Genomic DNA, 13,772 nt, shown 5'->3' with positions numbered 1-13,772 from the left:
CTTGTACCATCGGGCATTTTCACCGCATCACCGTTTCATATAACAATCTGTCCAACTCCCTGACATCGCCTTCCCGGCAATCCGGTAACGTCGGAGGAATCTCTCCTCTTTCCAGTTCGGCGCGGATAAACGTATGCAACAGTGGACGACGCGGGCCGTATTCCGCTTCACCCGCACACTGCTTGCGTTCCAGCAGTTCATCAATTTCCTGACGCAACGGCGCATCCAGTTCACTTCCCGCCAGCAGGTCGGCAAAACGCATCGGTGGCACGCCTTTCCCCGCTTCCACCCAACGCACCGCCAGCAGCGGCCGAATGACGTAAAAGTACTTTTTCAATCGCACGTCGTCACCTTGCAGATAGCCACGGAAGTTTTTTCGCGCCATCGAGTAGTAGTGCCAGCGGGCACGTAGCGGGGAAAACCATTTCGGCACCAACGCTTTCAGCGCCGACACGGTCACTTCATCCTGCCGATAGACCACTGGCGAGTCCAGCCACTCGATAAGCGTAGGGTTCGCGCCTTTCAGTAACCCCAGCGCCTTGCGCCATTCCCAGCCACACACGTCCAGCTCATCATCTATCGGCAACTCGATAACATCTCGTGGCGCTTCGACCCGCAGATACCACTCAGGTGGATGAACATAGAGAAATCGCACGTCGTAGTCGCTGTCCGGCGAGGCAAATCCCCAGCCACGGCTGCCGGATTCACAGGCATACAGCACCCTGACGTCATAGCGCTGCTCAACCTCTTTTAGCTGGCGCAATACCCTTTCACGTATCGCGTCGTCCACTGTGTTGTAGCTCATTATTCTTATCCTTTTATGTTCACGAGGCCGTGCAGCACCTGGTCGAGGCCACCGAACACCGAGATTTTATCGATACGTTCAGCGACTCTTTCGAGGGTTTCCAGCTCTTTTAAGCGCAGCGCCACCGGGTTGTTTTCCATCACTTTCGCGGTATTTAACAGCGATCGCGTCGCGGCAGTCTCTTCACGACGGCGGATCACGTTGGCCTGGGCGGATTTCTCGGCTTCAACCAGTTGGGACAGGATGGCCTTCATATCCCCCGGCAGGACTATATCTTTCACGCCGAGCGAAGCGACCTCGATACCAAACGGCGTCATTCGGGCTTTCACCTGCGCGCTCACCACCTCATCGATCACCTGCTTATCTTCCAGCAGCTCGTCCAGCGTGCGCGTTCCCACCGCTTCACGCAGGGCAAACTGCAACTCGCGGTAAAGATGATCCAACGGTTTGGTCAGTTGACCAAAAGTGAGCAACACATCGCTATAACGCCAGTTTGCGGCCAGATTTAAACGCAGATTGACCTTATCTTTGGTCAGGATCTCTTGCCCACCGACCTCCAGTACCTGTAAACGAGTATCAACAACTTCAGCTTCAATCAGATGGTTTACCTTCCAGTATGCGGTTAAACCCGGCGGCAATAGCGCCTGGGTTTCGCCATCAATTTTCAGCACGCCAACGTGCCACGCAGGAACCTGCACCGTTAAGATGGCTTCACGACCTTTCACCGTACCGTTACGTCGTGGCTGTAACACCGCATGCATCACCTCAACCGGTACTAAAACCTGACGCGTATCCATGCGCACCAGTTTCAGTGCTTCCTCTGCGCGCCAGTACAAACGGCGCGTGGCTGGTGGCAAAATTTCCTGCAAGACGCCGTTCACATACAGCGCACCCGCTTCGGTATCGGTTAAATCAGCCACCACACAGTACTGCTCCACCCATGCAGGCTGGAAGCGGCGTAAATACTCCGCCAGCGCTTCCGGAATCTCGCTGCCATCGGTATTGATCACCAGAACGTCCGGTGTGTTAAACCATGGCAAACGGTGTTCACCTGCATCCAGTACCTGATAGTAATCACCCTGTCGGGATAACAGGCCAAGCTGGCCTTTACGAATAGTGATTTTTTTCATCATTTTTTATTCCTTATTGTGAGTCAGGTGCGGGTGCAGGGGCGAAGCGACAGGGGAATTCCCTTTTGCCTGTCGCACGGCATCATTACCGGCAGCCTGTTCTGGAGCGTGCTAACTGCGCATTGCTCCGCTTTATTTCTATGATTAACAACCAGTTTTCATTTGGAGGATGAAATTGGGAATCGAACCCACTGTGTGCCATCGGCTGACGGAACACTCCCGGAAAACAGCCTGTGCCGTTCCTGACGTGCCGGCGAGGTTTAACCCCCTGCGTTTTCAGCATGATTGACGTAATAGTTATTGCCAGAAGCGTGCCAAAAATGAAAACTGTCATTAATTCTTTTTAATTGATTGATTTATATGAATTTAATTATTATTGCTAATATTGGCAGTTGTCTCACCCGGTTAATTTTTTTATCTTTTAATCTCTTAATTTATCTTTTTGGATAAACCATGAAAAAGCGGCGGGTTGTAATTGGCGTACTGGGTACGGTGCTGGACAAGCGCGGTAAACGCGCTAATCGATTTAAAAAGTGGCGACCCACGGTTGGATTGTGCCAACAGCCTGATTTCCCTGTCGACAGACTGGAACTGCTCCACCAGCCACGCGATGAGGGCATGGCGCAAAGGTTGATTGAAGACGTCGCGCTGCTCTCACCTGACACCGAAGTACGCCCACATGCCGTGACCATTAACGACCCCTGGGATTTTGAAGAGGTCTACGCCGCCTTTCTCGACTTCGCCACCCACTACAGCTTTGATACGGAAAACGAAGAGTATCTGGTGCACATCACCACCGGAACGCACGTCGCGCAGATCTGCTGGTTTCTGCTAACGGAAGCCCGCTACCTGCCCGCCAGCCTGCTGCAAACCAGTCCGGCTCCTGCCGGTTCATCGGACGAGGCCGTCGCCGCTGGCGTTTGCTCGGTAATCGATCTCGATTTAAGCCGCTACGCCACGCTCACCAGTCGTTTTCAGCGCGAACAGCAGCAGTCGGTCTCTTTCCTGAAGGCCGGTATTGATACGCGCAACGCCACCTTCAATAAACTGATCGATCGCATTGAGCGTGTGGCTCTACGTTCGACCGACCCGATCCTGCTCACCGGCCCCACCGGCGCGGGTAAATCCTTCCTGGCGAAACGTATTTTTCAGCTACGCCAGTCGAGGCATCAGGTGGCGGGAAAACTGGTCGCCGTCAACTGCGCAACCCTGCGTGGCGACAACGCGATGTCTACGTTGTTCGGTCACGTGAAAGGAGCGTTTACCGGCGCACTCACGGCACGCAGCGGACTACTGCGAGAAGCAGATGGCGGCGTGCTGTTTCTCGATGAGATAGCCGAACTGGGGTTGGATGAGCAGGCTATGCTGCTAAAAGCGATAGAAGAAAAAACCTTTTTCCCGTTTGGATCGGACAAAGAGGTACACAGCGATTTTCAGCTGATTGCCGGAACCCATCGTGATATGCAGCAATGGGTCGCCGAGGGCCGTTTTCGCGAAGATCTCTATGCGCGTATCAATATGTGGAGCTTCGCCCTGCCCGGTCTGGCGCAGCGGCGGGAAGATATCGCCCCGAACGTCGAGTATGAGCTACACCGTTTTTCCAGCAGCAAACAGATGCAGATCCGTTTCGACAAAGAGGCTCGTGCTTGTTATCTGGCATTTGCCTGCTCCCCACAGGCGCAGTGGCGCGGCAATTTTCGCGAGCTAAGTTCATCCATCGCGCGAATGGCGACGCTTGCCGAACAGGGGCGCATCACCTTATCCCTTGTCGAAGAAGAAATTGCGCTGTTAAAGGAGAGTTGGCAGATTACCGCTTCGCAACCGGAACTGAACATGGACATTGACCTTTTCGATCGCCGCCAGTTAGAAACGGTGCTGGAAGTGTGCCGCCGCAGCCCGTCGCTATCGGAAGCCGGACGCGAACTGTTTGCCGTCTCACGGCAGAAAAAAGTCAATCCTAACGATGCAGACCGCCTGCGCAAATATCTCGCCCGCTTCGGGCTGAGCTGGGAAAGCGTTCGCAGCGGAACATAAACATAATTTGTTTGAATAATATTCCATCACGCGATAAACAATAACTATAGCCGGGCTCGATCCCGGCTTTTTTATAACAACACAACACATTTCAATCGCAAGGAATATAACATGCTCGCTACTCTCACGCGGCTGTTCCCGTTATGGGCGCTGCTACTCTCTGTTATTGCGTATTACACGCCCTCCACCTTTACGCCTGTCGGGCCATTCGTGCCGTCATTACTGATGCTAATCATGTTCGGCATGGGCGTTCACCTGAAGGTTGACGACTTTAAACGCGTACTCTCACGTCCTGCACCGGTCGCGGCAGGTATTTTTCTGCACTATCTGGTGATGCCGCTCGCTGCATGGATTTTGGCGCTGGCTTTTAATATGCCGCCGGAACTGTCCGCAGGGATGGTACTGGTCGGTAGCGTCGCCAGCGGAACAGCATCAAACGTTATGATCTATCTGGCGAAAGGCGATGTGGCCCTCTCTGTGACTATTTCATCGGTTTCAACGTTGGTCGGCGTTGTCGCCACACCGCTGCTGACGCGACTGTATGTCGATGCGCATATCCAGGTAGATGTGATGGGTATGCTGCTGAGTATTCTGCAGATCGTGGTCATTCCGATTGCGTTGGGGTTGGTCATTCACCATCTGTTCCCACGCGTCGTAAAAGCCGTGGAACCGTATCTGCCCGCATTTTCAATGGTGTGCATTCTGGCGATCATCAGCGCCGTCGTGGCGGGTTCTGCCTCGCACATTGCGTCCGTCGGCTTTGTGGTGATTATCGCCGTAATCCTGCATAACACCATTGGCCTGCTCGGCGGCTACTGGGGCGGAAAATTGTTTGGTTTCGACGAGTCAACCTGCCGTACGTTGGCTATCGAAGTGGGCATGCAGAATTCAGGACTTGCCGCTGCGCTGGGCAAGATCTACTTTGGCCCGCTTGCCGCCCTGCCCGGCGCGTTGTTCTCCGTCTGGCATAACCTTTCCGGTTCGCTGCTGGCAGGCTACTGGTCCGGCAAGCCGATTGAAGAGAAACCACACGCAGTAAAACAACACTAATCTTCATAAATGGAGGAGGCATCCTCCATTTCTCCCTACCTGCATTTGAACCTCATCACAAAACAACAAATACCAACACAAAACAAAATAATTATTTAATTGTTATATTTCAACCAAATATACAAATAAACCTGTTTCAAACCTCAGTTTAATCATTTTATTAATGTTGATTTGGTTTGTTTTAATTGGGAATATAATTCCACTACAACACAGATAAACCCTTACCCTATCTTCGAGGCCGCTATGAAAAAAATTGCGATTATTGGAAGCAGTGGAGGCAACCTCTACAACCTGGGTGGTGCTGAACCAGAAAAGCTACTCCAGGAAATTTACCAGCAGTGCGAAGCCGCAGGAGTTGAAGTTGCCGCTGTGCAGTTCATTGCGGCAGAAGCCTCAATGGACGTTGCCAAAGCTCACACGCCAGCGTCGGTGTTTGCACTAACCACAGAAAACCAACAAAAACCACAAAGGATATTTCAGGGCAAACTTTCAGAAGTGAACGACTCGGTAGTTGAGAGCGATTTCAGGATTGCCGAAATGATCCGTAACGGTGAGATCGATGGGATCATCGTGATGAGCGCCGATCCGGTGAAGGCCAATCAGGCTGTCTTTGCCGCAGCTGTTGAAATGAAAACACCGATTGTTGGCACCGGCGGGACCTCAATGGCGCTAGTGGCGGCAAAGGGGGCAAATGTCGTCGCAACATCGGGCACGACGGGTACCACCAGTCGAACCCGCGCAGTTTCCTTCATCGCATCACTGTGTAAGCACTGGGGTATTAAATACAAACCACAGTTGGGCAGTGCTTCTCCTTCACAGGGCGGTTCTGGAAAAAGTCTGCTTAAGCGCTTCAATATTCGCAGCATAATGATCCCTGCGCTGCCGGGCTTTATCGCCATGGCAATCGTGCTCGCACTCAGTCACATTCCTGGCCTGGAAAAACTCAACGATATCTTTGAAATTCTACTGAAGGGCCTGCCGGTTTTAGTTGCGGTTCTCGCAGCAAAACAGATTTCGGAACTGGATGAAGTCTCAATTGTTGCCGGGGTGGTCGCCGGAGTGCTTTCCGTCGAAGGCGGTCTGATTGGAGGGATCATCGGTGGTTTGATGGCAGGGATTTTCGTTCGTTGGCTGTTCGAATTATGCCTGAACTGGCGCTTTCCGATGACCACCGTCAACATTGTAGCGGGTGGGATCTCGGGCCTGGCCGCTGGGTTAATCATGCACTATCTGCTAAGTCCGCTGGCGCTGTCAGCAGGTAATTACATCAAACTGGCTATCGAAAGCACGCTGGCCTTCAGCCCTATTCTTGCCGGCCTGCTGGCTGGGTTGGTTATCTGGCCAGCTATTCTGGGGGGCGTCTATCACGCGGTCATTCTGCCGCTGGTGCTCCTGGAAATGGAAAAATCCGGAGTCAGCTTCCTCGGCGCTGTCGATATGGTAGGCCTGGTGATGGTTGCTGCAGGAATCAACCTGGCTAACGTCATCGCACCACGAGAAAAAAGCGAAGCTGCCGTCGCGACACCCGGCCTGCTTATCAACCTCGGCTTTGGGACCTTCGTTGAATCGGCCTATCCGTTCATGTTTGCCAACAAAATTGTCTTTGGTTCAGCAATCGTTTGGGCCGGTCTGGGCGGCATGATGCTGGGTTTCTTTAACGTTAAAGGCGTGGCTTATGTCCCCGCATTTGCCTCTCCGTTCTTATCCAGCAATGCGCTGCAAATGGCGATTGTGATGGTTACCGTCATGGGCCTGACCTGTATTTCCACCATTATTGCCAACCGTTTTAAGGCTGTCGCACAGAAAGAATCTACCGCGTCGGCCCATTAATTAATGCACCAACACCAGAGGTACACCATGTTTAAAGGCGATATGAATAAAAAACGCGCTAAAGCGTTACAGAAAGTGAAAGATGCCATCACGCTGCACGGCGGGCAGACCATCCTCAGCACAGGGATAACCGGCGACGATGCGCGTCTGGCAAAAGCAGTATGTGAGGCAGGCGTTAAGCTGCTCGAACCGAACCATCCCGCACTGGCACTGGCGCGTGGGCATAAGGGGGTGAGCAACATGCACGCGGCGGAACAAATCCGCCACGAAATCACTAACAGCCAGATGGCCGAAGCAGTACATGGCGTGCGTAATGTGGTTCCTGACGATATCTTCATTACTGTCGGTATCGCAGGAGGCTTTACCGAAACGTTACCGGTCCCACTCACGGAAACGGAGATACTGGAGATTGCTCGTGCTGGTGCCGATGGCTTACACACCCATAAATCTGACTGGGACGATCTACAGGACATCGTTAATCTCGCCCATCAGTATGGCCTGACCGTTGATGCTTATATTGGCCACCCGGATGACCTGCATACTTTCGGTATTCCTGCACGCACTCCGGAAGAGGTCGCCAGCGTGGCAAAACGGATGCAGGAGATTGGCGTCGACATGATTGGTTTAATGACCGGTATGAGCTACGAAGGCGTAGCCGCAGGTGATATTCCGCAAGCCATTAAAGATCGCCTGTGGGCACTGGTCGGCGCGGTAAGCGTGCCGACGCTGGCGGAAGGCGGAATTAACCTCGCCAATGCTAAAGCGTTTAAGGATACCGGGGTCAATATTCTGGTCGTCGGTACGGCAATCGACAATATGGTCTGCAACGCCGCCAAAGAAGCTGTCACACCGTTTATTGCGCATTGAGATTAAGGGAAAGAAGCATGTTACTGGTCACCGATCTGGATGGAACACTACTGACTTCGCAAAAGACAATCAGTCCACGCACACGTCAGGCACTCATCGAATTCCACCAGCGCGGTGGCCTGCTGGCCGCCTGTTCCGCCAGACCAGTCTCCTCTATGATGCGCCTGCTACAGCAGCAGCAGGTTAATACGCTGTTTGGCTGGTGCGCAGGCTTCAACGGAGGTCAGATCCTCGAGATGGCGCAGCAGCGCAATATTCATACTGCAGCGCTCTCTTGTATGAATCTTCGGGATATTGACCGACATATTTCGCTTTCCTTCTGTCCTCATCACTTTTTTAGCGCCGATGCTATTTATCATCGCTGCGACCTACAGGTAGCGCCATGGACAACTTATGAAGCCCGTTTATTTGAATTACCACTTATTTTTGCAGCACCCGGTAATATTTTAAACCGGCAAGATATTTATAAAATCACACTCGTTACCGAGCAGTTAAAAATAAATGAGCTGTGTACAGAAGTGAATAATAAATTGCCTTATGGCTATACAGCGACGATCACTGGGGAGAATTACATTGATATCCAACGTAGCGAAATAAATAAAGGTTATGCTATTAGTATGTTAATGCACCAGCTAAATATAGCAGCAGAAAAGGTTGCGGCGATTGGTGACCAGCAAAACGATATCAGTATGTTTTCCGCCGCCGGCGTTGGTATTGCAATGGGGAATGCGCCTGAGGCAGTAAAACGACAAGCCAGCTATGTGACGGCCTCTAATGATGATGAGGGTATTGTCTGTGCGCTGGAGTGGTTGCGTTGCTCTGCACATCCAGTTACCATGCGCCAAAGCACGACGTTGGCGGAAAGTAATGAACCCGATTAAAAGAAGAAAACATATCCTCGATGAATTAAATAAATTCGGTGAAGTGACGGTTATCAAATTATCGGAAACGCTAAAAGTCACATCAGAGACCATTCGCCGCGATCTCTCCATTCTGGAGTCTGAAGGGCAAATTACCAAAATTCACGGCGGAGCCGTCAAAAAGCAGGTTGTTCAGGAAGATGAATTTGGCGCGCGGATTGATATACACCGCGAAGAAAAAATGGCAATTGGTAAACTTGCCGCCGGGATGGTCAGCGAGCACGACACTCTATTCATTGATTCCTGCACAACCAATCTTATTCTGGCCGAACAATTACCTCCTCTGGCCTATTCCGTAATTACCAACTCAGCCTTAATTGCCGATAAAATCAAAGAACATAATCTTAAAGCGCGCGTTTATGTATTAGGTGGTGAATATGACTACCATTTCCGTGCCAATCTCGGCGTCTCCGTTTGCCAGCAAATAAACACTATTCACGCAGATATCTGTTTCATCGGCGCAGGTGGTGTTTCACCTCAACATGGTGTGCTGGTGAAAAGCTTCGATGAAGCCTATGTTGCCAAATCAATGATTGCTATGAGTAAAAAGTCGGTAATTCTTGCCGACCATACAAAATTTGGCCAGGACGGTGTGATGTGTATCGCCACATTGAAAGAGATCGATAACATCATCACAGATAAGCGATTCAGAACAACGGGCTATACACAGCAGGACTTCGCCGGAAAATTACGTATTGCTGAATAATACAATACATGACGCTATCAGCAGGTTCTGGATTACCGTACACTGAGGTTATCGGCTAACAGAGGGCACCCTTATGGCACTCCCCCGCATTACCCAAAAAGAGATGACCGAGCGCGAACAGCGTGAACTGAAAACGCTGCTCGACCGCGCGCGCATTGCGCATGGTCGTCTGCTGACCAACGCAGAGACCAACAGCATCAAGAAAGAGTACATCGATAAGCTGATGGCCTTGCGCGAGGCAGAAGCTAAAAAAGCCCGCCAGTTGAAGAAAAAGCAGGCTTATAAACCGGATGCGGAAGCATCGTTTTCCTGGTCAGCAAATACGCCGACACGCGGCAGACGTTAACGCCCTTTCTTCTTACGCCCCGGCGAGGTAAAACGCTTACCGTTTGCCGCCGGGCGCGATTTCTCTTTCTCCGCCGATTTTTCGATTTTCACCACCGGGCGCTTAATGCCTGCGGTTTTTGGCTTCGCTTTCACCTTCGGTTTGGCTTCTGAGGACGAGTTCTCAATCAGCTTGAACAGATCAATCAGTTCGTCATCTGTCAGGTCGCGCCATTCACCCAGCGGCAGGCCGGACAAACCAACGTTCATGATACGCGTACGCTCAAGTTTGGTAACTTCATAACCAAAGTGTTCGCACATACGACGGATTTGACGGTTCAGCCCCTGAATCAGCGTGATGCGAAACACAAACGGAGCTTCTTTCTTCACCTTACATTTTTTGGTGACGGTGCCGAGGATTGGCACACCTGCCCCCATCCCACGGATAAAATCATCAGTGACCGGCTTATCGACCGTCACCAGATACTCTTTTTCGTGATCGTTACCGGCACGCAGGATTTTATTCACCAGGTCGCCGTGGTTGGTCAGAAAGATAAGTCCCTGAGAATCTTTGTCCAGACGACCAATTGGAAACACGCGCTTGCTGTGATTCACGAAATCAACAATGTTGTCGCGTTCGCTGTCTTCGGTGGTGCTGACAATCCCTACCGGCTTGTTCAGCGCGATAAAAACCAGATCTTCCGCTTCACGCGGCTCAATCAACCGACCATTTACTTTTACGACGTCGCCAGGCATCACCTGATCGCCGATGGTGGCGCGTTTACCATTCAGGAAGACATTCCCTTGTTCGATAAAGCGATCCGCCTCGCGACGCGAGCAGATTCCGCTTTCACTGATGTATTTATTTAATCGGATGGATGAGTCGGGCAGCATAGTTTCTCCTGTATACACTTCATCCTTCAAGCTGTCTCTGCGTTGGCTGCCCTCACTCACCCAGGTCACATAGCAATCTATGCTCCCAGGGATTCGCTCCCTTGCCGCCTTGATACAACTTGCATGACTTTGTGTATTAAAAGCGAAATATACCCTACCTTGCGGACGATAAAAAATAATCGTGTTCGACTGCCCACGCGCTATTTGTGATCCGTCACACCTTTTGACACAAAAGTGTCAGCGATCCATCCCTGCAATTTTGTTGAGTGAAAACAAGCAGAATCAATACATTAGAGATGCAAGCACATCTGTGCCAACAACGCGCTATCGCCACATCAAATGTGCAACATAATCGGCCAGTTTAGCGCGCTGAAATAAGTGAAAATAGCTTTGAGATGGAGAACAGATGGGGTTATATCAGATCAAGAAGGCAATTTCGTGATTTGCACAAATGTGCAGGAGTTCAAAAATGGCGACGGAAAACAGCGATGATATCCGCCTGATCGTAAAAATAGCGCAGCTTTATTACGAGCAGGATATGACACAAGCGCAAATCGCCCGCGAGCTGGGGATTTATCGCACCACGATCAGCCGTTTACTAAAACGTGGCCGCGAGCAGGGTATCGTCACCATCGCCATTAATTACGACTACAACGAAAATCTGTGGCTGGAACAGCAGCTAAAACAGAAATTTGGCCTGAAAGAGGCGGTCGTAGTCTCCTGCGACAGCGAGCAGGAAGATGAACAACTTAATATGATGGGCGTACATGGCGCACAGTTGCTGGAACGCTTACTGGAACCTGGGGACATTATCGGGTTCTCATGGGGTCGCGCGGTACGGGGACTGGTGGAAGGGTTATCTCCTTCCAGCCAGTCGCGCCAGCTGATCTGCGTGCCGATTATCGGCGGACCATCCGGCAAACTTGAAAGCCGCTACCACGTCAATACACTGACCTATGGCGCAGCGGCAAAGCTCAAAGGGGAATCACACCTGGCAGATTTCCCGGCACTGCTGGAAAACCCGCTGATCCGTAACGGGATCATGCAGTCACGACATTTTAAATCGATTTCCGCGTACTGGGATAATCTGGACATCGCACTGGTCGGGATTGGATCTCCGGCGATACGTGATGGCGCCAACTGGCACGCTTTTTACGGCAGTGAAGAGAGTGATGACCTACATGCCCGACAGGTCGCCGGAGACATTTGCTCGCGCTTTTACGATATCAACGGTGTAACCGTAGAAACCAATATGAGTGAAAAGACGCTCTCCATCGAAACCAATAAATTAAAACAAGCACGTTACTCCATTGGCATTGCAATGGGTGAAGAAAAATACAGTGGGATATTAGGCGCATTACGTGGGAATTATATTAACTGTTTAGTTACCAACAGCCATACCGCTGAATTATTGTTGAAGTAAATAAATTCTAATTGGTCCTGCCATAATTAATTTTATGTGGGATCCCCTTATCTGAGATCGGGAGTTAATTATGCAAACGTGGTTAAACTTGCAGGGCAAAGTCATTATTGTTACCGGTGGTGCATCCGGAATTGGTCTGGCGATTGTCGAGGAGTTATTAGCGCAAGGCGCTAATGTGCAAATGGCAGATATTCATGGTGGAGAAGGTAAATACGATAGTCATGACGGGTATCATTTCTGGCCAACGGATATTTCCAGCGCCAAAGAGGTTAATCATACTGTCGCTGAAATTATCCAACGCTACGGACGTATTGATGGGCTGGTAAATAATGCTGGCGTTAATTTTCCGCGTCTTCTGGTCGATGAAAAAGCCCCCGCCGGACAATACGAACTCAACGAAGCCGCTTTTGAAAAAATGGTTAATATCAACCAGAAAGGTGTGTTCTTAATGTCGCAGGCAGCGGCACGCCAAATGGTAAAACAGCGTAACGGCGTGATTGTGAATGTCTCTTCCGAAAGCGGACTGGAAGGTTCTGAAGGTCAAAGCTGTTATGCCGCTACCAAAGCCGCATTGAATAGCTTTACCCGTTCCTGGTCGAAAGAGTTGGGCAAACACGGCATTCGTGTGGTGGGTATTGCGCCTGGCATCCTGGAAAAAACCGGACTGCGGACCCCCGAGTATGAAGAAGCGCTGGCCTGGACTCGCAACATCACCGTCGAACAGCTGCGCGAAGGCTACACCAGGAACGCGATCCCGATTGGTCGCTCAGGGCGCTTAAGCGAAGTCGCTGATTTTGTTTGTTATCTTTTGTCTGAGCGCGCCAGTTACATCACCGGAGTAACCACTAACATTGCGGGCGGGAAAACACGCGGTTAAGGAGGTTTTATGGTCAATGCAATCTTCTGTGCTCACGGCAAACTGGCCTGCGCCATGCTGGAGTCTGTACAGATGGTCTACGGTGATGCCAACGTTGAAGCCGTGGCATTTGTCCCCGGAGAGAACGCCAGCGACATTGTGGAAAAGCTGAAAAAGTTAGTGAGTATTCACACTGGCGGTGAATGGCTGATTGCCGTCGATTTGCAGTGTGGCAGTCCCTGGAATGCCGCCGCGACGCTGGCGATGCACAATCCGGCGATACGGGTCATCAGCGGGTTATCACTGCCGTTGGCGCTGGAACTGGTAGACAACCAAAGCAGTATGAATGTGGATGAACTGTGCGAACACCTGACGACCATTGCTCAACAAACCTGTGTCGTCTGGCAACATCTGGAAACGACCGAAGAGGATTTCTGATGAACATTACCCTTGCACGTATTGATGACCGTCTGATCCACGGTCAGGTCACCACCGTCTGGTCGAAGGTGGCAAATGCCCAACGGATTATTATCTGTAATGACGACGTTTATAACGATGAAGTACGTCGCACATTATTACGTCAGGCCGCCCCGCCGGGAATGAAAGTGAACGTTGTTAATATCGAAAAGGCGGTCGCAGTTTACCATAATCCGCAATACCAGAACGAAACCGTTTTTTATCTATTTACCCGCCCGCAGGATGCATTGGCAATGGTCAAGCAAGGCGTGAAAATCGCCACGTTAAATATTGGTGGTATGGCCTGGCGGCCTGGTAAAAAACAATTAACCAAAGCCGTTTCTTTAGATAAAGACGACATTAATGCGTTTCGTGAGTTAGATAAACTGGGTGTCACGCTGGATTTACGTGTCGTCGCATCCGATCCATCTATTAATATTCTCGAAAAAATAGAAGAACAATCGTTCGCTGAATAAA

Annotated in this window: 14 protein-coding genes; 11 read left to right on the top strand and 3 right to left on the bottom strand. The window is 50.9% G+C overall.

Annotation, left to right across the window (positions count from 1 at the left end):
* Positions 1 to 19: 19 nt before the first annotated feature.
* Both OGY83_RS22100 and OGY83_RS22095 read right to left on the bottom strand, forming a co-directional pair.
* Positions 20 to 805, bottom strand: coding sequence for a nucleotidyltransferase domain-containing protein (locus OGY83_RS22100; protein ID WP_286636926.1), 786 nt, complete (start codon positions 803 to 805; stop codon positions 20 to 22).
* A 5-nt stretch (positions 806 to 810) separates the two neighbouring features.
* On the bottom strand, positions 811 to 1,938 hold the full coding sequence (locus tag OGY83_RS22095) for a slipin family protein (protein ID WP_286636925.1): 1,128 nt from the start codon (positions 1,936 to 1,938) through the stop codon (positions 811 to 813).
* Between the two features lie 450 nt (positions 1,939 to 2,388).
* Here OGY83_RS22095 and rtcR point away from each other — a divergent pair, with 450 nt between their 5' ends.
* The 7 genes from rtcR (at position 2,389) to OGY83_RS22060 (ending at position 9,688) form a co-directional block, all read left to right on the top strand.
* Positions 2,389 to 3,969 carry an RNA repair transcriptional activator RtcR gene (gene rtcR / locus OGY83_RS22090; RefSeq protein ID WP_286636924.1) on the top strand — a complete coding sequence of 527 codons (1,581 nt, stop codon included), beginning with the start codon at positions 2,389 to 2,391 and terminating at the stop codon, positions 3,967 to 3,969.
* Between the two features lie 111 nt (positions 3,970 to 4,080).
* The gene (panS, locus tag OGY83_RS22085; protein ID WP_123269133.1) at positions 4,081 to 5,019 is read left to right on the top strand and encodes a ketopantoate/pantoate/pantothenate transporter PanS; all 939 of its coding nucleotides are present in this window, start codon (positions 4,081 to 4,083) and stop codon (positions 5,017 to 5,019) included.
* A 243-nt stretch (positions 5,020 to 5,262) separates the two neighbouring features.
* Positions 5,263 to 6,849, top strand: coding sequence for a PTS sugar transporter (locus OGY83_RS22080; RefSeq protein ID WP_286636923.1), 1,587 nt, complete (start codon positions 5,263 to 5,265; stop codon positions 6,847 to 6,849).
* 27 nt (positions 6,850 to 6,876) lie between these two features.
* On the top strand, positions 6,877 to 7,716 hold the full coding sequence (locus tag OGY83_RS22075) for a beta/alpha barrel domain-containing protein (protein ID WP_032942081.1): 840 nt from the start codon (positions 6,877 to 6,879) through the stop codon (positions 7,714 to 7,716).
* Positions 7,717 to 7,733: 17 nt separating this feature from the next.
* The gene (locus OGY83_RS22070; RefSeq protein ID WP_286636922.1) at positions 7,734 to 8,597 is read left to right on the top strand and encodes a Cof-type HAD-IIB family hydrolase; all 864 of its coding nucleotides are present in this window, start codon (positions 7,734 to 7,736) and stop codon (positions 8,595 to 8,597) included.
* Positions 8,584 to 9,342, top strand: coding sequence for a DeoR/GlpR family DNA-binding transcription regulator (locus OGY83_RS22065; protein ID WP_126319545.1), 759 nt, complete (start codon positions 8,584 to 8,586; stop codon positions 9,340 to 9,342). Before OGY83_RS22070 ends, OGY83_RS22065 begins: the two co-directional genes overlap by 14 nt.
* 73 nt (positions 9,343 to 9,415) lie before the next feature.
* Positions 9,416 to 9,688 (top strand): YjbD family protein, encoded by a 273-nt coding sequence (locus OGY83_RS22060; RefSeq protein ID WP_003826541.1) that lies wholly within the window; start codon positions 9,416 to 9,418, stop codon positions 9,686 to 9,688.
* Here OGY83_RS22060 and rluF read toward each other — a convergent pair.
* Complete coding sequence (rluF, locus tag OGY83_RS22055; protein WP_191213562.1) at positions 9,685 to 10,560, bottom strand: 23S rRNA pseudouridine(2604) synthase RluF; 876 nt, start codon at positions 10,558 to 10,560, stop codon at positions 9,685 to 9,687. The genes OGY83_RS22060 and rluF overlap by 4 nt on opposite strands.
* 469 nt (positions 10,561 to 11,029) lie before the next feature.
* Between rluF and OGY83_RS22050 the strand changes: the two genes are divergently transcribed.
* The 4 genes from OGY83_RS22050 (at position 11,030) to OGY83_RS22035 (ending at position 13,771) form a co-directional block, all read left to right on the top strand.
* On the top strand, positions 11,030 to 11,983 hold the full coding sequence (locus OGY83_RS22050; protein ID WP_286636921.1) for a sugar-binding transcriptional regulator: 954 nt from the start codon (positions 11,030 to 11,032) through the stop codon (positions 11,981 to 11,983).
* 70 nt (positions 11,984 to 12,053) lie between these two features.
* Positions 12,054 to 12,860, top strand: a complete 807-nt coding sequence (locus OGY83_RS22045) for an SDR family oxidoreductase (protein WP_079938945.1) — start codon at positions 12,054 to 12,056, stop codon at positions 12,858 to 12,860.
* 9 nt (positions 12,861 to 12,869) lie between these two features.
* Positions 12,870 to 13,277: a mannose/fructose/sorbose PTS transporter subunit IIA gene (locus OGY83_RS22040; RefSeq protein WP_286636920.1), complete on the top strand. Its 408-nt coding sequence runs from the start codon at positions 12,870 to 12,872 to the stop codon at positions 13,275 to 13,277.
* Positions 13,277 to 13,771: a PTS sugar transporter subunit IIB gene (locus tag OGY83_RS22035; RefSeq protein ID WP_194212677.1), complete on the top strand. Its 495-nt coding sequence runs from the start codon at positions 13,277 to 13,279 to the stop codon at positions 13,769 to 13,771. The genes OGY83_RS22040 and OGY83_RS22035 overlap by 1 nt, the downstream gene beginning before the upstream one ends.
* The last annotated feature ends 1 nt before the right edge of the window (position 13,772 follow it).

It is taken from the genome of Citrobacter sp. Cpo090 (genome assembly GCF_030332665.1).
Taxonomy (GTDB): domain Bacteria; phylum Pseudomonadota; class Gammaproteobacteria; order Enterobacterales; family Enterobacteriaceae; genus Citrobacter; species Citrobacter portucalensis.
This window is presented reverse-complemented; position numbering and strand designations above follow the sequence as displayed.